Genomic DNA, 25021 nt, shown 5'->3' on the forward strand with positions numbered 1-25021 from the left:
CGGCTCATGCCGTTGCCCGTGTTCTAAGATTTTCGCTGTGAGTCCCTGGCGGCCCGATCACAATGCGGGCGGAGACGACGAAACTCTAACCGCCGCGGCCTTCAGTACCGGCAGAGCCGCCTTTCCCCCCGATAGGCCGAGAGCGACGTCCTCAGACAGGGCGCGCTCCACAGCGACGCATCTTGACGCTTCTCTTTGGCAAAATATATGTTACTCATCATTTTATTGGTGATGAGTCGCCGACGGGGAAATGCGTAATGGATGCGAGGATTGCGCTCGGGATGATCGGGCTTGCCCTGACGGCATGCTCGCCGGCCGAGACCGCCGTGTCACCTCAGCCGCCCTTGGTCCAGACCGTGGAGGTCGTGCGCACCGGCAGCGGGATGGCCCGCTACACGGGGGTGATCCGGGCTCGCACCGAGAGCAATCTCGGCTTCCGCGTCGGAGGTAAGATCTTCGAACGTCTCGTCGATCCGGGTGACCGGGTGACGCGCGGCCAGCCTCTGATGCGCCTGGACCGGACCGATTTCAGCCTCGCGCTCAACGCCGCCCGCGCCTCCGTCGAGGCTGCCCGCGCTCAGATGATCAAGGCCAAAGCCGACGAGGAGCGCAGCCGAAAACTCGTCTCAGACGGCTGGACCTCGAAACAGACCTACGATCAGAACAAAGGCGCGGCCGACGCCGCCATCGCGCAATTCGCCAATGCCGAAGCCCAAGCGAGCCAGATCGCCAACCAGGCCGGCTATGCCGAGTTGCAGGCCGATGCCGACGGGGTCGTGATGGAGGTCCCCTCGGAGCCCGGTCAGGTGGTCGCCGCCGGGCAGACGGTGGTGAAACTGGCACGCGATGGCGCGCGCGAGGCAGAAGTGTTCCTGCCGGAGGGCAGCCGGCGTGCCGCGCAAGGCGAAGCCTCGGCCACCCTCTACGCCGAAGGCGAGAGCACCTATCCCGCGCGGCTACGTGAACTCTCGGCAACCGCCGACCCCGCCACGCGCACCTACCGCGCGCGCTACATTCTGTCGGGCGGCGGCGAGACCGCGCCACTCGGCGCGACCGTGACCCTGCTGCTCAAGACCTTGAGTGCCGGCCGTGCCGCCGCGGTGGAAGTTCCGCTTGGCGCGCTATTCGACCAAGGCCAAGGTACCTCCGTCTGGCGCTACGACGCAGCCACCGAAACAGTGCGGCCTCAAGTCGTGAAGGTCGCTCGTATGGGCGAGGAGCGCGCGGACATCGTCGCGGGCCTGAGTGCGGGTGACCGCATCGTGGCGCTGGGTGCTCATCTTCTGAAGCCCGACCAGAAGGTCAGGCCGGCCCCGGCGAGCATGCCGGGAGTCGTGCGGTGAGCGGCTTCAACCTTTCAGCACTTGCGGTCCGAGAACGAGCGGTCACGCTCTTTCTCCTCATTGCTCTAACGGGTGCCGGCTTCTTCGCGTTCGAAAAGCTCGGGCGCGGAGAAGATCCGGCTTTCACCGTCAAGGTGATGACGGTTTCGGCGGCCTGGCCCGGCGCCACCGCCGAGGAAATGCAGCGTCAGGTCGCCGACCCGCTCGAAAAGCGCCTGCAGGAACTCGTCTACTACGATCGCGCCGAGACGACAGTCCGGCCCGGCCTGATGATGACCAAGGTCATTTTCAAGGACAACATGCCGCCGGCCAAGCTCCAATCGGAGTTCTATCAGGCCAGGAAGAAGCTTTCCGATCAGGCCTCCAGCCTGCCACGTGGCGTGCTTGGGCCGCTGTTCAACGACGAATTCTCCGACATCTATTTCGCCCTCTACGCGGTGCAGGCAAAGGGTCTTCCACACCGGCAGCTGGTGCTACGGGCCGAGGATATGCGCCAGCGCCTGCTGCGCGTCCCCGGCGTCGAGAAGATCAATATCCTTGGCGAGCAGGCCCAGAAGATCTTCGTCGAAATCTCGTATCAGCGCCTCGCCACCCTCGGAATCACCGGCCAGCAAGTGCTGGCGGCGCTGGCCAATCAGAACGACGTCACACCGGCAGGCTTCGTCGAGGCGGTGGGTCCACGCGTCTACCTGCGCCTGGACGGCGCCATCGACGGACTCGACGCGATCCGAAACCTCCCCGTTGCGGCCGGGGACCGCAGTCTCAAGCTCGGCGATATCGCCGAGGTCAAGCGCGGCTACGAAGACCCGAAGACCTTCGAGATCCGCAACGACGGCGAACCGGCGCTCATGCTCGGCCTCGTGATGAAGCCTGGCTTCAATGGCCTGAACCTCGGCGCGGCCCTCAATGCCGAGGAGGTGGCGATCCATCACGAGACGCCGGTGGGCATCACATTCACCAAGATCACCGACCAGGCCAAGGTCATCGACGACGCCATCCATGAATTCATGGTCAAGTTCTTCACGGCCCTCGGCGTGGTGATCTTCGTCTCCCTTGTGGCGCTCGGCTTCCGGGTCGGCATCGTCGTGGCGCTCGCCGTGCCGCTCACCCTCTCGGCGGTGTTCGTCGTCATGATGGTGACGGGCCGCGACTTCGACCGCATCACACTGGGCGCCCTCATCATTTCGCTCGGGCTACTCGTCGATGACGCCATCATCGCCATCGAGATGATGGTGGTGCGCATGGAGGAAGGCGCCGACCGGATCGAGGCCGCGACCTATGCCTGGAGCGCCACCGCCGCGCCGATGCTGACGGGCACGCTTGTCACCATCGCGGGCTTCCTGCCGGTGGGCTTCGCCGCTTCCACCGCCGGGGAGTATGCCGGTAACATCTTCTGGGTCGTAGCATTCTCGCTGATCATTTCCTGGATCGTCGCCGTGACTTTCACGCCGTATCTCGGCGTCAAGCTTCTGCCGAACATCAAGAAAGTGGAAGGCGGCCACGAGGCCATCTACGCCACGAAAAACTACCAGCGCCTACGCCGCGTCGTGCGGATGTCGGTCGACCACAAATGGATGGCAGCCGGCATCACGGTAGGTCTGTTCGCGCTCGCGGTGGTCGCCATGGGGAAGGTCGAACAGCAGTTCTTTCCGAATTCCGAGCGCCCCGAACTCATCGTCGAGGTGACCCTGCCGGCGGGATCGGCTTTCGCCACCACCGAGGCCAGCGTCAAGCGGATCGAAGCGGCCGTACGCGAACTGTCTGAGGCTGGGGAGATCACGAGCTATATCGGCCAGGGCATGCCCCGCTTCGTGCTCTCTTTCGATCCCGAACTGCCAGATCCGGCCTTCGCCCAAATCGTGGTGCAGACCGCCGATGCGGCGACCCGCGACGTCCTACGCGGCAGAGTCCGCAAACTTGTGGAAGAGGGCCGCTTCCCCGAGGCGCGGGTGCGCGTGCTGCAGATCGTGTTCGGCCCCCCCATCCGCTTCCCCGTGGCCTTCCGGGTCGTCGGTCCTGATCTCGACGTGATCCGTGGCATCGCAGCCGAGATCCGAGAGGTCATGGCGGCCAACCCGAACCTGCGCCTGGTTCATCTGGACTGGGGCGACAAGACCCCCAATCTGAGGCTCGCCTTCGACCAGGAGCGACTGCGCCTGATCGGGCTGACCCCGAAGGAGGCAGGCCAGCAGCTGCAGAATTATCTCAACGGCACCCCCGCCACGCAGGTGCGCGAGAACCTGCGCTCGGTCGATGTGCTGCTGCGCAGCCCCGGCCCGGAGCGGCGCTCACTCGGCGAGATCGGTGACCTGACGCTGGCAACGAAGGACGGCCACCAAGTGCCCGTGTCCCAAGTCGCCCGGCTCGAGAGCACCAGCGAGGATGCAGTCCTGAAGCGCTACAATCGCGAGACCTATATCCGCGTCCAGGGCGACGTGATCGACGGAAAGCAGCCACCGGACATCCACGCTCAGGTCGCGCCCCTGCTCGATCCGATCAAGGCCAAGCTACCCCCGGGCTACCGCATCGACACAGCCGGCGCGGTCGAGGAAAGCGCGAAGGCGATGATGTCGCTCGTGGCGGTTTTCCCGATCATGTTGATCGTGACCCTCACGGTCATCATGATTCAGGTGCGTTCGTTCGCGGCCATGTTCATGGTTTTCGCCACCGCCCCGCTGGGCTTGGTCGGTGCGGCGCCGACTCTGCTGATTTTTCACCAGCCCTTCGGCTTCAACGCCATCCTGGGGTTGATCGCCCTGTCCGGCATCCTGATGCGCAATACGCTCATTCTGGTGGACCAGATTCACCACGACCGTGAAGCCGGCCTGTCGGATTACGATGCCATCGTCGAATCGACGGTGCGGCGCGCCCGCCCCGTCATCCTGACCGCAGCCGCCGCCATGCTCGCTTTCATCCCGCTCACCCATTCGGTGTTCTGGGGGGCGCTGGCTTACGTCCTCATCGGAGGCGTCGGTGTCGGGACGCTTCTGACCCTGCTGTTCCTCCCCGCGCTCTATGCCCTCTGGTTCCGCGTGAAGCGAGTTCCGGACAAGGACCGGACGACTGTTGGCGCGACCTCGATGGCTCACCCGGCCGCATCGTAGCAGGACACATCAATCATGCCCGGCCGCTTCGGGCATGCCGACATCGCGCATTCACCCGGTGAATGCGCGGTACATCGACCGGCTCGCGATGGTGCCCTCCTCGCGCGGGCCGGTCGATCGTCTGATAACTGGTCTACGGTCGATTAAGCGGAGCGGCTTCCGCCCAAATGCAAATACCGGATTGCGTGAATGCCATACAGGCCACGAATTCATCACACCCGTAGCGTTATAATTTTCATTACTCGAATGAATAAAATCTAATGTTGAGCTGATATTATCGTATAAGCCAAGTCATATCCGCCGATATAATGCCCTCGTTCCACGAAAGCCCGAATCTATACCGTCGGTACGAGCAACTGACTAGCACTAATACGGTTGTGTGAGTACGTCCAAAGCGCGGTCTATCGTCCGCCACCACCGCCCGTGTTGGGGATCGCGACTTCAGGCTTGTTGGCGTTGCCCGCAGCACCCGAGTTATTCGAACGGCTTTCTGCGCCTACGGCACCATACGCCTCGGTTCCAATAGAGCCTGGACCGCCGTTATCGATGCCCCCCGGCTTCACCACCGGTGCGCCGGTGGTCCCTGGCGTTGTCATACGTGCCGGGCCGGGTTGCTTGATTTCCGCCGGCCCTGTCGATTGCGCCAAGGCGGGAGCGGACGCAGTCAGCATCACCGCAAAGAAGGAAGTGGCGATCTTCGTCATGAAACGTCCCAGAATTCACAAGTGAATCTCTGAGACGTCAACCTACGTGAGGGCGATCAGTTTCATGCTTTGCAGCCTATCACACTCGCCACAGCTCAAGACCTATGTAGGCAGCCGGCTATGAACCCGGCAAGATGGCGGGTCGAGCAAGCTCCTTACGTTCGGTCGCATGGCTATATCCAGGTTCCGCCTGCGGTATCCGTTCGCTTGGCGTTCCACCCTGAAGCCCATCCTCTCTCGAAGGAGGCATCTCATCGGGCTCGTCCGGAAAAGGAGGCCAGATTGGACGATCGGGTTGCACCAGCTTCACCATCGAGCGACCTCCCAGCAATCGGCGTCAGAGACACATACTGGGATATAATATGCCAACGCAATTTGCAAAGCGGCTTGCAGGACCCATTCGGATTAGGTCGCTGCGGCCATGCTAGTCAGGAAGGAGTTCGGCCGTTCGTGGAAGGGCTAAGGCGTCAACCATGATGCCATATATCCCATCGGCCGAAGCCAATTGGGGAGGCCCGCCCCCACGTCACGTTCCGGCGATACGGTCTTAGCGGCGGTCCGGCGTTCAACCAGGACCGGCCGCTATCCGAGTGCGGAACCGAAGAAAACCGAGCTTATCGCTCGCCAAAGCCCGATAGGAGCTTCTCGATCTGAGCGAGACCGTTCTCGCGGGCCTTGGCCTCGCTGGTCAGGCTTCGGTCCGAGCGCTGAACCAGCTTGCCACCCTTGCGAATGGCCCATTGGTAGGTCGCGCCCTCGGTGCGGGGGCTGAGGATTTCCAGGGTGTAGGGGTATGTCGATGTTTCGGTCATGTCCCCTATATGGCGCAAGCCTTGCGCGCCTTCCACCCTTTATTGGCCATATCGCTTACTGACGGAACAAACCCCGCGGGCGCTCTGGGTCGGAGCAACATGCGAAGAGGTGGCGCTATCCCCGCTCCGGTCCCGCCTGGCTCGTCACATGGTCGGCGATGGCTCCAGCGGTGGTGAGCCAGATTTCGTCGCGGTGGGAGGCGATGTGGGCAAGCGCCGCCCGAAGCGGCCGCAGCCGATGCGGCTGACCGACGATATAGGGGTGCAGGGCAATCCCCATGACAAGCGGGGCTCGCTCCGATTGCAGCAGCATCTCGTCGAAGCCATCGACGATCATATCGGCGAAGTCCCGCGCGGAATCTTTCCTCGCCACGATAGCGGGGATGTCATTGAGTTCCTGGGGATACGGCACCGAGAGGATGCGCCCGCCTCCGCGTGTGGAGAACCAGATCGGCTGGTCGTCATGGGCCCAATCGAGAAGATAGCGGTATCCCGCCTCGGCCAGGAGGTCCGGCGTCACGCGAGATTGCGAGATCCAGGGACCGAGCCATCCGGTGGGGGCCTTGCCTTCCTCCCGAGTCAGGATGGACGTGGCTTCGGCGATGAGGGCGCGTTCGGCATCCTCGTCGAGGCTGCCCTGTCGCTCTGCATTGGTGCGGCCATGCCCGACGATCTCGTCGCCGCGTGCCCGGAAAGCCTCGATCAGACCGGGGCAATCCTCGTAGATCCGGCTGTTGGCGAGGACGCTGGCGGGAAGGCAAAGCTCGTCGAACAGCGCTTTCATCCGCCAGGCGCCGACGCGATTGCCCCAGTCGCGCCAGGCATAGTTCAGCACGTCCGGCTGGGGACCGCCGGGGGCCAGTTCGGCGCCGAGGCCCGATCCGAAATCGAAAGTCTCGAGATTGAGCGCGACATAGACCGCGAGGCGCTTCCCCCCCGGCCAGTCGTAGACGGGACGATCGGGCAGGGCGCTATAGCGGTAGCGGCCGTGGTGTTTCGGTGCATCCGTCAATGCATCGCGCTCCATGATCGATCTCATTCCCTCGAATTGTCAGGCGGCACCGAGATAAGCCGCGGCAAGGGTCCCATCGGCGGAGAGTTCCGCCGCCGAGCCCGAGGCGACGACGCGGCCCTGTTCCAGCACGTAGCCGCGATCCGCCACGGTCAAGGCCAGTGCGGCCATCTGGTCGACGATGAGGATGGTCACGCCCTGGTCGCGCAACTCGGCCACGACGGCGTAGAGGGCGTTGATCATGGACGGGGCGAGCCCGAGCGAGGGTTCGTCGAGGAGGAGGATGCGCGGCTGCGCCATAATTCCGCGAGCGATGGCCAGCATCTGCTGTTCGCCGCCCGAAAGTAGCCCGGCCCGGCTCGTTGCCCGGTCGCGAAGGCGGGGAAACCGGCCGAGCAGGGCCTCGATCTCACTCGGATCGATCGGGGCCTTGCGTCCATGCGCGCCGAGCCGGAGGTTCTCCATCACGGAGAGTTCCGGGAAGACCTGCCTGCCTTCAGGCACGAGGGCGAGGCCGAGGCGGGCAATGGCATGGGCCGGTAGGCCGGCGATGGCACGGTCCTCCAGGATCACCGCGCCCTCTACCGGGCGGAGGAGACCGCTCAACGCACGCATGGCGGTGGATTTTCCCGCCCCGTTCGCGCCGAGGAGCGCGACGGTCTCGCCGGGACGGACATCCAGCGACAGCCGGTCCAGGACCGGTGCGGCGCCATAACCCGCGGTCAGGTCGAGAGCCGAGAGAACCGCGTCGGCGGGACCTTTCCAAGGGGACGGGCGCGGCCGGGCAGGGGTATCGGCACCACCGAGATAGGCCCGCAGGACGGCGGGATCGGCCCGTACCGCGGCGGCGTCCCCCCGCGCGATGGGCCGGCCGGCATCCATGACGAGGATATGGTCCGAGATGCCCATGACGAGGGGCATGTCGTGCTCGACGAGAACCACCACGATACCGCAATCGGCGATGCGGCGCAGGAGACCACCCAAACGGTCGGTATCGGCGCGAGTGAGGCCCGCTGCCGGCTCGTCGAGCAGAAGGACGCGCGGCTGACCGGCCAGCGCCCGCGCGATTTCGACGAGGCGGCGATCCACATGGGGCAACTCGGCGGCGGGCCGGTGGAGGGACCCGGTATAGCCGACGAAGGCGAGGAGGGCGGTAGAGGCGGCGACATCGCTTCTCGCGCCTGCTCGGAACAGACGCCCGGGGGCAATGGCGAGGGCCACGTTGTCGATGACCGACAGTGAACCGAACAGCCGCGTGGTCTGGTAGGTCCGGGCAATGCCGGCGCGGGCGATACGGTGGGCCGGCAGACCGGCGAGATCTTTGCCGACGGGATCTTGGCCCGGGAGATCTTCATTTGGGCGATCTTGCCCCATCAGCCGGATCGCCCCGGCACCGGGACGATAGAAGCCCGAGACCATGTTGAGCACGGTGGTCTTGCCGGCGCCGTTCGGGCCGATAATGCTCGTGACGGCGCCAGGGGCGGCGTTCACCGAGACGCCCTCCGCAGCCTTGATGCCGCCGAAGCTGATGCCGATCCCCTCCACCGAGAGCGCTTCGGGCGACCGCTGCGCGAGATAGGTGGCAACGTCTCCCCCGACGCGTGGCACTGTCTCGGAAACGCGGCGCGGCAGGAGCCGGGCGAGGCTCCCGACGATGCCGGCCGGCACCAGCCACAGGACCACCAGCGTCGCGAGGCCGAAGAACAGCAGGCGGTATTCGGCGAGAGCCGAGAGGGTCTCCGGCAGGAGCACGGTGACGAGGGCACCGAAGAGCGGCCCCAGCACCGTGCCGGCACCGCCCACCACCACCGAGAGCACGAACAGGATCGACTGGGTGAACGGGAACGAACTCGGCGCGATGAACAGCATCAACGGCGGCAGCACCGCCCCGGCGAGACCGGTCAGTGCCGCCGAGATCATGAAGGCCAGGGTCTTCACCCGCACCGGATCGAAGCCGAGGGAGGCGGCGGCGACATCCGCGTCCCGCACCGCCCGCATGGCGAGGCCGAGGCGGCTGCGCGCGAGGCGATGGAAGCCGTAGAGGGCGAGGCCGGCACCGAGTATCGACAGGATCGCGAGTTCGCGCTCGAGGAACGGCAATCCGAACAGCGTCGGGCCCGTGGCGATGACGAGGCCGTTCTGGCCGCCGGTGAGCGCACCGCCCTCGATCAGGCCATGCTCGACGATGAAGCCGAAGGCGATCGTCACCATGGCGAGGTAGGGGCCCTTGACCCGCATGGCGGGGATCGCGAGCACGCCGCCGAGAACCCCGGAGAGCAGGCCGGCGGCGGGGAGCGCCAGCCAGAAGCTCACCCCGGAAAGGGTCAGGATGGCGCTCGCATAGGCGCCGATCGCGTAGAAACCGGCATGGCCGAAGGAGATCAGGCCGGTAAGGCCGAGGAGGACGTTCAGCCCCGTTCCGGCCAGCGTCGTCAACGCCAAGAGGGCGATGATGAAATGGCTGTAGCCGTCGGTGGCGGCCACGAGGCCGATCCCCGCGACGGTGAGGGCGAGAATGGCGAGGGGCAGGGCGGAGCTTCCGGCGCGCATCGGCTCAGACCTTGTTCACGGCGGCCCGGCCGAGAAGGCCGTCGGGGCGCAAAGCCAGCGCGAGGATGATCACCGAAAACACCACGATCTGGGTGTAGCCGGAGCCGAGATATCCGGTGACCAGAGCCTCGACCACGCCGTAGAGCAGACCGGCCAGGACCACGCCGGTGGCGGAGCCGATCCCGCCGAGAATGGCGACGGCGAAGGCCTTGATGCCGAACAGGGTGCCCATCTCGGCCGAGACCGAGAACAGCGGGGCGATGAGGAGGCCAGCCGCGCCAGCGAGCAGGGCGGAGAGCGCGAAGGCGCAGGCCACCGTGCGACGCACGTCGATGCCCATCAGCCGCGCGGCGTCGGCATTCTGCGCCACCGCAAGCAGAACGCGGCCGAGATCTGTCCGGCGGAACACCGTGTGGATGGCGAAGGCGACGGCGAGTCCGACAACCGGGATCACGATCTGCAGTGGGTAGATCCCGGTGCCGAAGAAATCGACCGGGTTGCGCGCGAGCGGGGAGGGCAGGCTGCGCGGCTCCTTGCCAAAGGTGAACAGAATGACGTTGTCGAGCACCACGCCCCCGGCCACCGTGGCAAGGAGCCAGGCATCCGAGTTCCGCTCGACGAAGGGGCGCACCAGGATGCGCTCGACCACGATGCCGAGAAACGCGCAGCCGGCCAGGGCTGCGGCCACCGCCAACGGCATCGGCCAGCCCAATGTAACGCCGAGCATGTAGCCCAGCACCGCGCCGAGGGTGACGGCGCTTCCTTGCGCGAAATTCACCGTACCGGAGACGGCGTAGGTCACGTGGAAGCCGAGGGCGATGAGCCCGTACATGCTCCCGAGACCGAGGCCGCTCACAAGGGAGCCGGTCAACATGGAACTCTCACTTTCACCGTATCATGTGGTCCATCCCACCCAGCCACCTCATCCTGAGGCGCCGCAGCGAAGCGGAGGCCTCGAAGGAGGCGTCCGGTTCGCACAGTGAGTTCTGGAGACCTCCTTCGAGGCCGCTTCGCGGCGCCTCAGGATGAGGTCGCGGGTGGGATGAACAGCGATGGCCGCTCCCTTAGTTCGCCACGGCGACGATCTCGCCGTCCTTGAACCGCGTGAACACGTAATCCTGTGGGCCGAGCGCGTCGTGACGGTCCGGGGCGAAGGGCTTGTCGTAGGTTTTGATCAGGCCGGGATAGGTGGCGATCTTGTAGAAGCCGTCGCGCACGTCCGGCCCCTTTGTGGACTTGGCCTCGCCAATCGCGAGGGCCAGGAGATGCGTCGCGTCGTACGCGTTGGCGATGCCCACGGCCGGGGTCACGTCGGCCATGGACTTGATCGCCGGATACTTGGCCTTCAGGGCATCGAGCACGGCCATCGCCTTTGGCGATGAATTGCCAGCGAAGGTAAAGGTTTGAATGAAATGCACCTTGGCGGCGCTCGGGCCGGCAAGCTCATCGAAGCGACCGCCGGCAGGCCCCCAATGCGACACGACGGGTACGCTCCACCCCATCCGGTCGAGGGATTTCACGACCTGGGCCGAGGGCCCGACATTGCCGACCAGGAACAGAGTGTCAGCGCCGGCCTCTTTCAGCCGCGTCAGCTGGGGCACCATGTCGACATCGGACGCCTCGTATTTCTCGATGCCGGCGGCAGGAAGACCGGCTGTCTTCAAGGCCGCCGTCAGACCCTGCTGGTTCGACTCGCCCCATGCATTGTTGACGAGGATCATGCCGGGCTTCTTCGCCTGATGGGTCTTGATCGCATAGGCGACGAGAGCCTCGTCCACGAGGGCATCCACCGCCGAGACGCGGAAGGCGTAGTTGTCGGCGGCACCGTTGCGCGTGATGCCGGTGCCCGCCGCCCAGGGGCCGAGGAAAGGCACTTTCATCTGGTTGGCGATGGGCACGATCGCCATCGAGACCGGGGTATCGAGACCGCCGACCAGGGCGACGACGCCGACGCGCTGGATCAGCTCCCGGGCGGCCAGCACGCCCTTCGACGGGTTGGCCTCGTCATCCCGCGCCACGAGCTCCAGAGGCCGCCCTAGAACGCCGCCGGCAGCGTTGACCTCGTCGATGGCGAGACCGATGCCTCGCGAGATCGCCTCGCCGGACTTGGCGGATTGGCCAGACAAAGCGGTTACGAGGCCGATCTTGATTGTCTCCGCCGCCTGCACCGGCGCGACGAACGCGAGACCGACCAACGCGGTCGCCCCGAGGGCGAGGCGGCGGGTCAGCGATGATGGGCTGTGCTTGCGCATGGACGGCTCTCCGGAGGAATCGGACCCATTACCGCAACCACCGTGCCATTTGTCAAAGCGTTGATATCTTTTATCTAATTCCAAAAGCGCGGATTGCGATGCCTGCTTTCACGCCAAACTGCATACACTTATTGCATGCACTTTTTGCGAGCTCGGAGCAGTGTCGGGATCGAACGGAGACCAGAGCATGACCCAAGCGACCGAGGCAGAAACCACCACCGACACCGATGCGGCCATCGTCACCGCCTATCTGGAAGCCTCCATGGTGCCCGACCCAGAAACCGCCGCGGGCTATATGGCGCCGGGGATCGAGATCGTCTTCACCGGCGCCCGGGTCTTCCGGCATCCCCGCGAGGTGACGGCCTTCAACGCGAGCCGCTATGCCTGGGTGAAGAAGCGCATGGAGCGTCTGGACGTGGTGCCGGGAGAGGGAGTCACCACGGTCTACAGCCTCGGCACCCTTTACGGCGAATGGCCGGATGGAACGCCGTTCGAAGGCAATCGCTACGTCGACCGCTTCACGGTACGTGACGGTCTGATCGTGACGATGGAAGTATGGAACGACAGTGCCGAACGACTGCTCACGAAGCACGGCGTCTCGGCTTAGGCGCCCCCCTCAGGCGTCGGCTCCGGCGAGCCGCCGCGTGTCGACGAAGGTGCGGCCATCCGGAAAGCGATAGCTGATGCTCTCGGACAGTCGTCCGTTGGCACGGATCAGGATCGCGGAGGGCCGGGTGAGATCGTCGATCCGCGTCAGCGCCTCGGCCACCGTCATCGGCACGTCGCGGCCACCGCCGAGCTGACGCCACCATTGCACTGCCTTCTCCCGGGGGTAACCGGCCTGCTCCAAGGCGATCCGCACCCGGTGACTCGACCCGTCATCGGTCTGGAACTCGACGTCGAGGCTGCCGGATGAAGCATGGCGGCCGAGCCGCCACCGGGAGACGCCGCGCCAGACCGGTACCGCGCGGGAGAGGATCGGATGCTCGTCGTCGGCCGCGGCCTCATGGTTCGGCCCATCCTCGTCGGTCTCGTCCGGCTCGACCCAGCACGCCTCGCAGGTGCTGGCATTGAGAGCGATGAGCGCGCCGCAGCCGGGGCAGGGCTTGGCCCGGATCTCTCCCTCTCGGCCCTTGATCGCGGCGGCACTGCGCGCGGTGACGATATCCACCGGCCCGTGCATCCGTACCAGGCCGGCATAGTCGAGGATCAGCGCATCGGACTTGCCCGGCGCGGTCCGCAGCGCACGGCCCACCTGCTGGACGTAGAGGCCCGTGCTCTGGGTCGGCCGCAGCAGAGCGATGAGGTCCACGCGCGGCACGTTGAATCCAGTCGAGAGGACGCCGACCGAGGTCAGGCAGCGTAGCCTTCCGGCGGTGAAATCGCGCACGATCCGGTCGCGATCGCGTTTGCCGGTCTCACCCGTCACCATCTCGCAGCTGAAGCCTTCCGCCCGCACCGCATCGCGCACCGCCTCCGCATGGGCCACACCGGCGCAGAAGGCGAGCCAGGCCCGGCGGTCGCGGCCGAAACCGGCCATTTCCTCCACCGCCGCGCGGGTGATCCAATCCTGGTTCACCGCCGCCTCGAGGGCGCTCGGGATGTAGTCGCCGCCGCGCTTGGCCACGCCCGACACGTCGAGCGCCGTGGCGGTGGCCTTGCAGATCAGGGGGGCGAGGTAGCCCTGGTGGATCAGGTCGCCGACATTGGCCTCGTAGACGATGCGTTCGAACAGGCGGCCCTCACCTTCGTCGAGGCGACCGCTATCGAGGCGGTACGGAGTCGCGGTGAGGCCAACGACGCTCAGCTCCGGTCGGGCGGCACGCAGGGCCGCGAGGAACCGGCCGTAGCGAGTCTCCGCGTCGCGAGGAATCAGATGGGCTTCATCGACCACCACGACATCGAAGGCACCGATGGCGTCGAAGCGGTTCCAGACCGATTGGATGCCGCAGAACAGGATCTGCGTCGCGGTTTCGCGTCGGTTCAAGCCGGCCGAGTAGATACCGGCCGGCGCAGCCGGCCAGTAGGTCATGAGCTCACGATGATTCTGGGCGATGAGCTCGCGGGTATGGGTGACGATGGCAATCCGCGCGCCGGGACGCTCGGCGATCACCTCCCGCACCAGGGCGGCGATGACGAAGGCCTTGCCCGCCCCCGTGGGCAGGACGATGAGCCCGTCGCCGGTCTCGTTGCGCCACGAGGCATAGAGGGCGTCGAGGCTGGCGCGCTGGTAGGGTCTCAGGTCCATCGCCGGCTCTGTAAGGCCGTTCGCGCCGAACCGGAACACTGCCCGGCGGGATGCGGCCTCACCGAATGGTCAAGCCCCTTCGCCGACCACCTCATCGCGCATCACCCGCGCGATGCGCTCCACCATTCCCTGCGACAGACGAACGAACTGCCCGGTGCCATGCCCGCGCCCATCGAGCAACTCGGCGAAGAGGGGCTTCGCGGGCTCGCAGACCAGGGCCGCCACCGGCCTCGTATTACGCCGCTTGGCCCGCAGCCGCTCGGCCAGCGCATCGGGAACGAACGGTTCACGCAAGGCGAGCTTCTCCTGTCAGGGCCGACGGTCCGAGGAGAGGGGCCTAGGCTTTCAGGGTTGCCGAGAGATTAAAGCCGCCGGATTGACTGCGTCACGCGGTGCCGCCTCCAAGCCATGAAAATCGCGTCGAGGCGGCAAACGAGCGTATCGCCGATAGATACAAGAGCTTGACGAAATGTATCATCCACAGATACATTCATTATGGATGAACGTTGGTGACGCAGTGGCTATCTTGAGCTTTGCCGACGACGCAACGGAGGCGGTCTTTCACGGTCGCCAGCCGAAGGGCATCCCATCGTCGATCCTGAGTGCCGCCCGCCGCAAGCTTCGCTACTTGGATGCCGCGAGCACGCTGGACGACCTGAAGCAGCCGCCGGGCAACAAACTACACCCGCTGCTTCGTGATCGCGCCGGTACACCGCTATCTGGATCAACGGAGCCTATCGTGTGTGTTTCCAGTGGACCGAGGCAGGACCGGCCGAGGTGGAGATCATCGATTACCACTGAGACGACCACCAGCAATGTGGGACACCACCGCCATGCCACTCGATGACCAAACCGACATGGTTCTCCCGCCCATGCATCCGGGGGAGGTTCTCCGCGAAGAGTTCATGCTCCCCCTCGGTCTCAGCGCCGGCAGGGTCGCCAGAGCCTGCGGGGTGCCACGAACCCGGATCGAACGCATCGCCGCCGAGGAAATCGGCATCTCCACCGACACCGCACTGCGGCTGGGGCGGTTCTTCAAGACCAGTCCCGACCTTTGGATCAATCTGCAGAAGCGGTTCGAGATCGAGTCCCTCTCCCGGGAGATCGGCGCCGATATCGAGAGGATCATGCCGTTCGAGCAGGAGGCCGCCTGACAGTCGGAGCAGCGCCCTCTATCAACTAGCCCGGCGTCGCAAAGTACTCTTCTCGGTGACGTAGGGCGCCAGGACCCGGCTGAGGTCCCGCTCGCGCGGCGGTTCAGCGACGATATGCGCCCGCACGGCCACGGCATCGAGGTGATGATCCATCAGATGGGTCGCACGATCGACGTCGCCGGCCATGAGCGCCGCCACGATCTCGCGATGCTCGTTGACGGCGCAATCCGAGGAGTGCGGACGGCTGTACAGCGAGAGGGTCAGCGCGCAGCGATAGCCGAGCTCGGCCACGTAGCGGACGAGGACGGGGCTGCCGGTCATTCGCGCCAGCAGGAGGTGAAACTCGGTGGCGAGCCGGATCGATGGGGCTTCCGGTCCGCCACGGACCGCGTCCTCCTCGTCGATATGTGCGAGCAGAATCGCTTCCTGCTCGGCGGTGAGGCGACCGGCCAGTCGCTGGACCACGAGGCGCTCCAGGGAGATGCGGACCTCGAACGTGTCGCGTGCCTCTTCCCAGCTCGGCGTCGCCACGATGGCGATCCGGTTGCGGCGGAGTTCCACCAGCCCTTCACCGGCGAGTTGCCCCAGCACCTGCCGCGCGATGGTGCGGCTCACGCCGAAACGGTCGCCAAGGGCATCTTCCGGCAGGCGATCACCGGGCGCCAGCGCGCGCTCGACGATGGCGCGGCGCAGGGATTGGCACATCATTCCCACGCGATCCTTGGCCACCTGCGTCTCAATTCCCGCCATCGCCCACTCGCATCCCTTTTCGCAGCGTTTCGGCCACGGGCGTGTCTCCGGCACGCTTGTCATCGTCGTCCACCGGTGACGCAACCGCCATGCATGAGCGAGACCAAAGCTGAGCGGGAATCGAAAACTCTCGCAGAAGTTGCAAGGCCGCAGCACCAGCGCCACCGTGATGTGCTGGACGCTTCCCGACGTTCCTGGCATCACCTCGACTGTTCGTCGAGCGGCCCGAGACACGCTTGTGACACCCGCTCCCGACGGCGCTTCCTGGAACAAGCCGCCGGCTCTCCCTTTCATCGTGCCCCAGCGAGCCACCCGATGACGATGCTCTCGCTCCTGTCCCTCCGCGCCCGTATCGAGGCGGGAACGCTCACCCCCGCACAGGCCATCGTGCGGACCCGGGACGCGATAGCGGAGCACGAACCGTCGGTCCGTGCCTTCGTGGCGGCCGATGCAACCCCGCAGGTGTCCGATACGGGCCCGCTCGCCGGCATCGCGGTTGGCTTCAAGGACATCATCGACACCGCGCACCTCCCGACGCAGATGGGATCGTCGATCTATGCCGGTTGGCAGCCGCGCGCCGATGCGCCGATCGTGGCGCGTCTGAAGCGCCTCGGCGCCGTGCCCCTGGCCAAGACCACGACGACCGCCTTCGCCTTCGTCGATCCCACGGAGACACGAAATCCCCGCGCGCCGGGCCGGACCCCGGGTGGATCGTCCGCAGGTTCGGCAGCGGCGGTGGCCGCCGGGATGCTGCCGCTGGCACTGGGAACACAGACAGGCGGCTCGGTGATCCGGCCAGCGGCCTTTTGCGGCGTGGTGGGCGTGAAACCCTCGTTCCGGCTGCTGCCGACGGTCGGCGTGAAGTGCTTCTCCTGGACCCTCGACACACTCGGCCTGTTCGCCGCGAGCGCAGCCGACGCCGCCCATGCCCTCGCCCTCATCGCCGGCCGGCCGGAGATCGACGGGACGGGGCCGATTCCAAGGATCGGCCTCCTCGTTCCCGAGTATTGCGAGGCCGCCGAACCCGACGCGCTGCAGGCTCTCGACCGGGCGCGGGTGATGGCGGAAGCGGCAGGTGCCGACATCCGCGACTTCGCGTTGCCCGACGAGTTCCGCCATGCCTTCAATGCGCACGCGACGATCCAGGATTTCGAATCGGCGCAAGCCCTCGCCTGGGAATACGAAACCCACCGCGATTCGCTGCCGCCGCTCCTGCGCGGCCATCTCGACACCGCCCGGACCATCGAGGCCGCTACCTACGATGCCGCCCGGCGGGTGGCTCATCATGCGAGGCGCAGCATGCGGGACATCCTGCGCGATTCCGATCTCGACGTCCTTCTGACGGTCTCGGCCCCGGGCCGGGCGCCGGAGGGGTACGCCTCCACCGGGGATTCCCGCTTCAACCGGCTCTGGACGCTGATGGGAGTGCCCTGCGTCACCATCCCCGTGCCGGGGGAGGGGGCCCCGCTCGGCGTGCAGATCATCGCCCGTTTCGGGGACGATGCTCGTGCGCTCTCGGCCGCGAAGTTCCTGGAAAAGGCTTTCGCCAAGCAGTCATGACGCCAGCCCGGTTGCCAGGCTGCCGTCGCAAGTCTGCGAATCGGATGATCGAAGCTCAGGCCAGCGCGAAACCTCTATTGATCGTGCGTCATGAAAAGGCCGGCGTCTTAGAGAAGAGACAAGCGCGGCGGCTTCGCTTCGCCTGGGTCATCCAGACTTCTCCGCTGAACGGTGAGCCACGTTTCCATGCGCCTGCTTCAGCTTCTCTCGATCCTCATGCTCTTGGCATTGTCCTCGACGGCTCGGGCGGTTGAGGCGCCGCCGGTGAGCGGCGCAACCGCGCCAGCCCCGGCAGTGACCATCGTGCCGGCCGCCGGCCGGGAAATCGTCGAGCAGGCCGTGGTCACCGGCACGCTCGTCCCGCGCGACGAGATCTTGGTGGCGCCTGAAATCGAGGGCTACCGCATCACCGAATTGCTGGTGGAGGAAGGGGCAGAGGTCACGAAGGGCCAGGTCCTGGCCCGGCTCTCGTTGGAGATGATCGCCACGCAGGAGGCGGCCAACGCCGCCGCCATCGCCAAGGCGCAGGCGGCCATCGTTCAGGCCCGTAGCCAGATCGTCCAATCCGAGGCCGCGCAGATCGAGGCCAACCTCGCGCTGGAACGCGCCCGCTCCCTCATCAAGACCGGGAACGCCACGGCGGCGGTGCTGGAGCAGCGGGTCTCGGCAGCCCAAGGCGGCGAAGGCCGGCTCGCCGCGGCGAAGGGCGGCTTGCAACTCGCCGAGGCCGATCTCTCGGCGGCGCGGGCGCAGAGCAACGAGATCGCGCTCAAGCGCGCGCGCACCGACATCAAGGCACCCGACGGAGGCATCGTCAGCCGCCGCACCGCCCGGATCGGCGCGGCGGCGACGTCCACGGGCGAACCGTTGTTCCGGCTTATCGCGCGCGGCGAGATCGAACTCGAAGGCGAAGTGCCGGAAACCTGGATGCCCCGGATCAAGCGCGGCAACATCGTGCGCCTCGAAGCGGATCAGGGGAGGATCGTGACGGGCAAGGTCCGACGGATCGACCCCGAGATCGACCGGCTGACGCGCCTCGGCAAGATCCGTATCAGCCTCGACCGCGACCCGGCCCTGCGCATCGGCGCCTTCGCGCGCGGCAAGGTCGAGGTGGCGCGGCGCGATTCCGTGGCCGTCCCCCTTTCCGCCGTACTCTACGGGATCGACGGCTCGGCCCTCGTCTACGTGGTGAATGACGGCACGGTGGAGGCCCGCAAGGTCGTCTCCGGCCTCGCGGCGGACGGGTTCATGGAAATCCGCGAGGGGTTGAAATCCGGCGAGGCCGTCGTCGCGCGGGCCAGCAGCTTCCTTCGCCATGGCGACCGGGTCAGACCGGTGCAGCCGAAAGCCGAAGCCGCCGCCTCCGTGACGTCGCGCTGAGAATCGGACCCGTCAGCCCATGCGCCTCAACATCTCAGCCTGGGCGATCCGCAAGCCGATCACCTCGATCGTGCTGTTCCTCGTCCTGATGATCCTCGGGCTCGTCAGCTTCCGCTCGCTGCCGATCACGCAATTCCCGAACATCGACATCCCGATCGTGGCGATCCAGGTCACCCAGGCCGGCGCGGCTCCCTCCGAGCTGCAGACCCAGGTGACGAAGGTGGTGGAGGATGCGGTCGCCGGGGTGAAGGGCGTCAAGCACATCATCTCGACGATCTCGGAGGGCGTCTCGGCCACCACCATCGAGTTCCGCCTCGAAGTGAACGTGGACCGCGCCGTCAACGACGTGAAGGACGCCATCGCCAAAGTGCGGGTGACGCTTCCACGCACCATCGACGAGCCGATCATCAGCCGCGTCGAGATCGCCGGGCTGCCGATCATGGTCTACGGCGCCTCGGCGCCGGCGATGACGCCGGAAGACTTGTCCTGGCTCATCGACGACGTGATCGCCCGGCAGGTCCAGGGGGTGAAGGGCGTCGGCGGCGTCGAGCGTCTGGGCGGCGTCGCCCGCGAGATCCGCGTGACGCTGAAGCCCGACCGCCTTTTGGCACTCGGCATCACCGCGGCGGACGTGAACCGCCAGCTCCGCCTCACCTCGGCCGACATGGCGGGCGGGCGCGGCGAACTCGGCGGCCAGGAACAGTCGATCCGGACGCTGGCCGGTGCCGCCAGCCTCGATACCCTGGCCCAGACCTCGATCGTCGTGCCGGGCAACCGCAAGGTCCGCCTGGACGAGTTGGCGACGCTGGTGGACGGATCGGAGGAGCCGCGCACCTTCGCGCGCTTCAACGGCGAGCCGGTGGTGGCTTTCGCGATCTCGCGCGCGACAGGCGCCAGCGATGCCGAGGTCGCCAGCGCGGTGGCTCGCAAGATCGCCGATCTCGGCACGAAGAATCCCGGTGTCCGGTTCGACCTGATCGACACCTCCGTCATCAACACGGTGGGCAACTACCATTCGGCGATGCTGAGCCTCATCGAAGGCGCGGCGCTGGCCGTCATCGTCGTGTTCCTGTTCCTGCGGGACTGGCGGGCGACGCTCATCGCCTCCATCGCGCTGCCGCTCTCGGTGCTGCCGACCTTCTGGGTGATGAGTACCCTCGGCTTCTCGCTCAATGCCGTCAGCCTGCTGGCCATCACCCTCGTGACGGGCATTCTGGTGGACGATGCCATCGTGGAGATCGAGAACATCGTCCGCCACATGCGGATGGGTAAATCCGCCTACCGGGCGGCCCTCGAAGCCGCCGACGAGATCGGCCTCGCGGTCATCGCGATCACCGCCACGATCATCGCGATCTTCGCACCCGTCTCCTTCATGAGCGGCATCGCCGGTCAGTATTTCAAACAGTTCGGCCTCACCATCGCGGCGGCCGTGTTCATGTCCCTGCTGGTGGCGCGCCTCATCACGCCGCTGCTCGCCGCCTATTTCTTGCGCGATCACGGTCCCGACCACGAGCGCGAGGGGCCTGTGATGCGGGCCTATACCCGCGTGGTCGCGTGGTCCGTCAGGCATAAATACGTCACGCTGGTCGTCGGCCTCGCGTGCTTTGCCGGGTCGATCATGTCCACCGGGCTGCTGCCCGCCGGCTTCCTTCCCGCAGAGGATGCGGCACGAACGATCTTCGTCGTGGAATTGCCGCCCGGTGCCCGCCACGCCGACACCACCCGCGTCACGGACGGCATCGTCGACAAGATCAGGGCGCTGCCTGAAGTCCGCAGCGTATTCGTGGATGGCGGCCGCCAGTTGCCGGCCAAGAAGGAGGTGCGGCTCGCGAGCTTCACCATCAACCTGACGCCGAAGAACGCCCGTCATCGCACGCAGAAGCAGCTCGACCGGATCATCGGTGCGATTCTGCGAGAGGAGCCGGACATCCGGTTCTGGTCGCTGCGAGACAGCGGGCAGCGCGATCTCGCGCTCATCATTTCGGGGCCGGACCTGCGCCTCGTCTCGGAGACGGCGGCGCAGTTGCAGCGTGAGGCGGCCACCGTGCCCCACCTCGTCAACGTACTCTCCACCGCCCCGCTCGACCGTACCGAGATCCGCATCCGCCCCAAAGCTGGCGTCGCCGCCGATCTCGGTGTCTCCACGGATCTCATCGCCGAGACCGTGCGGGTGGGGACGATCGGCGATATCGGCGCCAACCTCGCCAAGTTCAACGCCGTCGACCGGCAGGTGCCGATACGAGTGCAGCTGCCCCTCGCCCTGCGCGGAGACCTGTCCCAGTTGGAGAGCCTGAAAGTCCCGGTGAAGGGGGCGCCTCCGTTCCGCTCTCCACGGTGGCCGATCTCAGCCTCGGGCGTGGTCCCACGGCGATCGACCGTTACGACCGCTCGATCCGCGTGGCCCTGGAGGCCGACATGGAGGGCTCGGACGCGCTGGGCACCCTGATCGAAGCCGTGATGGCGCTGCCGACCGCGCAGAACCTGCCGCCGGGCGTGAGCATCAGCCAGACCGGCGATGCGGAAATCATGGGGGAGGTGTTCGAAGGCTTCGCCCTCGCCATGGGCGCGGGCCTGATGATGGTGTTCGGCGTTCTGGTGCTGCTGTTCGGAAACTTCCTTCAGCCGCTCACCATCCTGTTCTCGCTACCCCTCTCCATCGGCGGTGCGATCCTCGGTCTCCTGATCTTCCACATGCCGATCTCGATGCCGGTGGTCATCGGCATCCTGATGCTCATGGGCGTGGTCACCAAGAACGCGATCATGCTGGTGGATTTCGCCATCGAGGAAATGGCGCGGGGCGTGGATCGCGCCACCGCGATCATCGATGCGGGGCGCAAACGCGCCCGCCCCATCGTCATGACCACCATCGCCATGGCGGCGGGCATGGTGCCGTCGGCCATGGCGCTCGGCATCGGTGGCGAATTCCGCGCGCCGATGGCCGTCGCGGTCATCGGCGGCCTCATCGTCTCGACCGGCCTGTCGCTGATCTTCGTGCCGGCCATCTTCGTCCTGGTCGACGACCTGTCTCGCCTTTTCGTCCGACTCTTCGGCCGTTTCATCGGGCGGAAGGACGAACCCACCGAGGGGACATTCGCCCTGCCGGCCACACTGGCCAATGACGGAAAGGGCTTTCCGTCACGCTCTGCGGCCGAGTAGGCGCTGGTCTCAGCCCTTCCTGTCGAGGGAACGCCCCAGCAGCCGCGCGAACTCGGCCTCGATCTCCTCCACGGAGAAAGGATTCTGGGCGGCGGGAGTGGCACGACGCGGGGCCAGCGGCTCCTTGCTCGCCGGTTCCCGAGCGGCTGGGAGAGGAGGAGGTGGTGCCGGCAAGGATACTTCCGGTTCGCTTTTGTCCTGACCGTCGGGAGCAGGCTCACTCGTAACGGGCTCGTCCTGGCTCGGCTTCACCGTCGATGGATCGGGCTTGGGAAGCACGGCGGCCTGCGGCGGTTCGGCATCTGCGGGCTCGGCCATGGCGGCCGCAATCGGATCGACAGGCCGATCAGGGGCGGACTTCTCTGTCTTCATCGGATCGAGAACCGGCTCAGGCCTCGGCTCAGGCTTGGGCTCCGCCAGCGGCGTGGATGCCTTCGGCGGCACGGCCTGCGGCGACGGAGAAATCGCGGCGGATGGCCGGCGAAGAGCCTCTTCGAGCTGCCTTGCCATGTCGGACAGGATCGCCGCGTCCACCGGACGGGAACTCGTCGGCCGCGCCAGCGGCGGCGGAACGGCGGGAACCTGTTCGACCATCGGGGCGGGTTTCGCCGTGGGTTGTGGACGCATCGGCGGCTCGGTGCGCACAGGCTCGGTCACCGGTGGCGCGACTGGGGCCGGGGGGGCTTCAACGACCTCATGGGCATTCGGCGTTGCCGCGGAGGACACCGGTTCATTGGCCGCATCCGAGCGTGTCTCCGTGGGGCGCTGACGGTCGGGGGCTTCGGCCTTGAGGTTCGCGAGCGGCGGCGGATTCCGACGGGCCGCCTTTGCGGCGATGATGTCGGCTTTGCTGGGCTTTGGAGCGGTCTTCGGCTCTTCGGGAGCATCGCCGCGCGGCTTGGGCATTGCCGCCAGTTCCGGCGCCGCTGCCGGTGAACTCGGCTCGCTGTAGGCCGGAGCTTTCGAGACTTGAGATTGGGGGGCCGGCGGCTGCAGATCCGGCACTTGAAAGACCGGCGCCTGGAACACCGGAGGCTCCGCTGACCGTGCAGGCTCGAAGGCCGACTCCTCCTGAAGCGGCTCGACCTTGGCCGACTCGTCGACAGGGAGGCGGGCGCCAGCGCCGCGATGGATGTTGCGTTCCACGATGACGTCGTTAGGGCCACCGACGAGAAGCAGATGCTCGACATTGTCCCGGCGCAGCAGGATCAGTTGCCGCTGCCTATCGAGTTCGTAGATATCGACGATACCGAGGCGGGGCTGTCGTCCGCGAGGGCCGGATTTGGCCAACGCCATGCCCCTTCCCGAGAATCGCCGGAAGACCAGCACGATCGCAGCCAGCACGGCGAAGATGACGGCGAAGATGATCAGGAACTGGAGCGGAAACGAGCCGTCCGAATTAAAGAACGCTGACAAGATCGGGCTCTTTCGGGTTTCTGGCCGAGGCCATACGCACAGGTTGTCCTGATATCACGCTTGGGGCGGTCACAGGCAATAACGTTAAGATTTCGTTTACGGTAACTCGTTGATTTGGTTAACGCACGTTCCCCTGCTCGCTGAAATTGCAGGAATGCCGTTGCCCACAGAAAAAGCCCGGCACGCGATAACCGCGGTAGGGCCAAGAGCAACCGGGACCGCCAGCGACCAGTGTTATTTGACGTGTATGACCGAGCTTATAGAAATGCTTGGTCACCCAAGAAGCGAGCGATCGCACGAGCTCAAGCAGCTGAGCGGCAACACGCCAGTGATCGCGTGCTTGGCCAGCATATTGTTAAGGTCGATGGAATTATTGTGCCCATCTAGCCAGTCGTCGATGACCGGTGAGGCGTTCATCTGAAACAAAAAGCCCGCCGCGGCATGAGCCGGGCGGGCGAAGTCCGTTCAGGGGAGGAACACGAGGTCATGCCCAGGAGGCCGTACTAGTTCCGACTTGGTGCGATCCTGTACAGAGGAGAAATCAGCTCAGAGAGGTCTGTAGGTCGATCGCGCACCCCGCTACCGGCAAGCCGCCGCCTCACGGAACTCGTCCAGCCCCACAGTGACGTGTCGGCCGTTTTCGACGATGCCGGGATGTGCCGCCCGCCTAGAACATGGGAGTGCCCCCTGTCACCGGCACCAACGCGCCGGACATGTAGCTGCCCTCGCGCGAAGCCAGAAGGACATAGGCCGGCGCGAGCTCGGCGGGCTGACCCGCTCGGCCAAGTGGGGTGTCCTCTCCGAGCTTCTCGATCTGCTCCGGGCTTTTCACGATGGGTTGGATGGGTGTCCAGATCGGGCCGGGCGCCACGCAATTCACCCGAATACCCTTGGGGGCGAGCAAGTTCGACAAGCCAATGGTGAGGCTCGCGATGGCGCCCTTTGTCGCTGCGTAGATCAGCATCGTCTTATCGGCGATTTTGGCCTGCTGACTGGTCGAATTGACGATCGCGGAGCCGGGTTTCATGTGAGGTACCGCCGCTTGGCAGAGGTAGTACATGGCGAACACATTGGCTCTGAACGACCCTTCGAGATCCTCCGACGTCACGTCGTCGAGCTCTTCGTTGACCGTCTGCGCAGCTGCGTTGTTCACCAGGATGTCGATGCCACCCAGCGCTTCGACGGTGCGAGCGACGAGTTCACGGCAATGCGCCTCGTCGCGTAGATCGCCCGGCAGCAACAGAGCACGCCGGTCGGCCTTCTCGATCCACCGAGCGGTCTCCTCCGCATCGGACTGCTCAACCGGCAGGTAGGAGATTGCGACATCCGCTCCTTCACGGGCATAGGCGATCGCCACCGCGCGACCAATTCCGCTGTCGCCACCCGTGATCAAGGCGACCTTGCCGATCAACAACCCCTTGCCGACATAACTCTCCTCACCATGGTCCGGCACGGGTGTCATCTTCGAGGTCAAGCCAGGTCGTTCCTGCTGCTGGTCTCCGGGGAAAGGCGGGCGGGGGCCGGCGGTGCGTGGGTCTGAGGTCATCGTCTGTCCTTCCGAGGGCCTCGGCTAACGTGAC

At 65.9% G+C, this 25021-nt stretch carries 18 protein-coding genes and 1 pseudogene; 8 read left to right on the plus strand and 11 right to left on the minus strand.

The genetic code is table 11. The features are described 5' to 3' along the window. The first annotated feature begins 257 nt into the window (after positions 1–257). Together ACYQOP_RS14490 and ACYQOP_RS14495 are read left to right on the plus strand one after the other, a co-directional pair. A complete protein-coding gene (locus ACYQOP_RS14490) occupies positions 258–1343 on the plus strand; it encodes an efflux RND transporter periplasmic adaptor subunit (RefSeq protein WP_461222817.1) in 1086 nt (361 codons plus the stop codon). Further along, positions 1340–4447 carry an efflux RND transporter permease subunit gene (locus ACYQOP_RS14495; RefSeq protein ID WP_461222819.1) on the plus strand — a complete coding sequence of 1036 codons (3108 nt, stop codon included), beginning with the start codon at positions 1340–1342 and terminating at the stop codon, positions 4445–4447. The genes ACYQOP_RS14490 and ACYQOP_RS14495 overlap by 4 nt, the downstream gene beginning before the upstream one ends. A gap of 401 nt (positions 4448–4848) precedes the next feature. On the opposite strand, the gene ACYQOP_RS14500 is transcribed toward ACYQOP_RS14495, so the two are convergent. The 6 genes from ACYQOP_RS14500 to ACYQOP_RS14525 all read right to left on the minus strand — a co-directional run bounded on the left by ACYQOP_RS14500 (position 4849) and on the right by ACYQOP_RS14525 (position 11777). Next, the gene (locus ACYQOP_RS14500; protein WP_461222820.1) at positions 4849–5151 is read right to left on the minus strand and encodes a hypothetical protein; all 303 of its coding nucleotides are present in this window, start codon (positions 5149–5151) and stop codon (positions 4849–4851) included. 614 nt (positions 5152–5765) lie between these two features. Further along, the gene (locus tag ACYQOP_RS14505) at positions 5766–5963 is read right to left on the minus strand and encodes a hypothetical protein (protein WP_018042694.1); all 198 of its coding nucleotides are present in this window, start codon (positions 5961–5963) and stop codon (positions 5766–5768) included. 115 nt (positions 5964–6078) lie between these two features. Then, positions 6079–6990 (minus strand): polysaccharide deacetylase family protein, encoded by a 912-nt coding sequence (locus ACYQOP_RS14510; RefSeq protein WP_461222822.1) that lies wholly within the window; start codon positions 6988–6990, stop codon positions 6079–6081. 24 nt (positions 6991–7014) lie between these two features. After that, positions 7015–9525 carry a branched-chain amino acid ABC transporter ATP-binding protein/permease gene (locus tag ACYQOP_RS14515; protein WP_461222823.1) on the minus strand — a complete coding sequence of 837 codons (2511 nt, stop codon included), beginning with the start codon at positions 9523–9525 and terminating at the stop codon, positions 7015–7017. Positions 9526–9529: 4 nt separating this feature from the next. Beyond that, positions 9530–10399 carry a branched-chain amino acid ABC transporter permease gene (locus tag ACYQOP_RS14520; protein ID WP_461222824.1) on the minus strand — a complete coding sequence of 290 codons (870 nt, stop codon included), beginning with the start codon at positions 10397–10399 and terminating at the stop codon, positions 9530–9532. A gap of 190 nt (positions 10400–10589) precedes the next feature. Then, on the minus strand, positions 10590–11777 hold the full coding sequence (locus ACYQOP_RS14525; protein WP_461222825.1) for an ABC transporter substrate-binding protein: 1188 nt from the start codon (positions 11775–11777) through the stop codon (positions 10590–10592). A 187-nt stretch (positions 11778–11964) separates the two neighbouring features. On the opposite strand from ACYQOP_RS14525, the gene ACYQOP_RS14530 reads away from it, so the two are divergent. Next, positions 11965–12384: a nuclear transport factor 2 family protein gene (locus tag ACYQOP_RS14530; RefSeq protein WP_461222826.1), complete on the plus strand. Its 420-nt coding sequence runs from the start codon at positions 11965–11967 to the stop codon at positions 12382–12384. Positions 12385–12393: 9 nt separating this feature from the next. Here the strand turns inward: ACYQOP_RS14530 and ACYQOP_RS14535 are convergent, their stop codons facing one another. Further along, positions 12394–14025 carry a DEAD/DEAH box helicase gene (locus ACYQOP_RS14535; protein ID WP_461222827.1) on the minus strand — a complete coding sequence of 544 codons (1632 nt, stop codon included), beginning with the start codon at positions 14023–14025 and terminating at the stop codon, positions 12394–12396. A 69-nt stretch (positions 14026–14094) separates the two neighbouring features. Next, positions 14095–14319, minus strand: a complete 225-nt coding sequence (locus ACYQOP_RS14540; protein ID WP_056432575.1) for a hypothetical protein — start codon at positions 14317–14319, stop codon at positions 14095–14097. 205 nt (positions 14320–14524) lie between these two features. On the opposite strand from ACYQOP_RS14540, the gene ACYQOP_RS14545 reads away from it, so the two are divergent. Together ACYQOP_RS14545 and ACYQOP_RS14550 are read left to right on the plus strand one after the other, a co-directional pair. Then, the gene (locus ACYQOP_RS14545; RefSeq protein ID WP_461222829.1) at positions 14525–14872 is read left to right on the plus strand and encodes a type II toxin-antitoxin system RelE/ParE family toxin; all 348 of its coding nucleotides are present in this window, start codon (positions 14525–14527) and stop codon (positions 14870–14872) included. Continuing rightward, positions 14859–15179 carry a HigA family addiction module antitoxin gene (locus ACYQOP_RS14550; RefSeq protein ID WP_461222830.1) on the plus strand — a complete coding sequence of 107 codons (321 nt, stop codon included), beginning with the start codon at positions 14859–14861 and terminating at the stop codon, positions 15177–15179. The genes ACYQOP_RS14545 and ACYQOP_RS14550 overlap by 14 nt, the downstream gene beginning before the upstream one ends. A 21-nt stretch (positions 15180–15200) precedes the next feature. Here ACYQOP_RS14550 and ACYQOP_RS14555 read toward each other — a convergent pair whose 3' ends face one another. Continuing rightward, positions 15201–15929, minus strand: coding sequence for a GntR family transcriptional regulator (locus ACYQOP_RS14555; protein WP_461222831.1), 729 nt, complete (start codon positions 15927–15929; stop codon positions 15201–15203). 321 nt (positions 15930–16250) lie between these two features. Here ACYQOP_RS14555 and ACYQOP_RS14560 point away from each other — a divergent pair, with 321 nt between their 5' ends. The 3 genes and pseudogenes from ACYQOP_RS14560 (at position 16251) to ACYQOP_RS14570 (ending at position 22025) form a co-directional block, all read left to right on the plus strand. Then, positions 16251–17489 (plus strand): amidase, encoded by a 1239-nt coding sequence (locus ACYQOP_RS14560; RefSeq protein ID WP_461225330.1) that lies wholly within the window; start codon positions 16251–16253, stop codon positions 17487–17489. A 186-nt stretch (positions 17490–17675) separates the two neighbouring features. Continuing rightward, positions 17676–18869 carry an efflux RND transporter periplasmic adaptor subunit gene (locus ACYQOP_RS14565; RefSeq protein WP_311274963.1) on the plus strand — a complete coding sequence of 398 codons (1194 nt, stop codon included), beginning with the start codon at positions 17676–17678 and terminating at the stop codon, positions 18867–18869. Positions 18870–18888: 19 nt separating this feature from the next. After that, positions 18889–22025 (plus strand): annotated as a pseudogene (locus tag ACYQOP_RS14570) (efflux RND transporter permease subunit). A gap of 9 nt (positions 22026–22034) precedes the next feature. Here ACYQOP_RS14570 and ACYQOP_RS14575 read toward each other — a convergent pair. Together ACYQOP_RS14575 and ACYQOP_RS14580 are read right to left on the minus strand one after the other, a co-directional pair. After that, entirely contained in the window at positions 22035–23441 is a 1407-nt protein-coding gene (locus ACYQOP_RS14575; RefSeq protein WP_461222832.1) for a hypothetical protein, read from the minus strand. A 667-nt stretch (positions 23442–24108) separates the two neighbouring features. After that, positions 24109–24987, minus strand: a complete 879-nt coding sequence (locus tag ACYQOP_RS14580) for an SDR family oxidoreductase (protein ID WP_461222833.1) — start codon at positions 24985–24987, stop codon at positions 24109–24111. Positions 24988–25021 lie beyond the last annotated feature (34 nt).

It is taken from the genome of Methylobacterium sp. CM6247 (genome assembly GCF_054817925.1).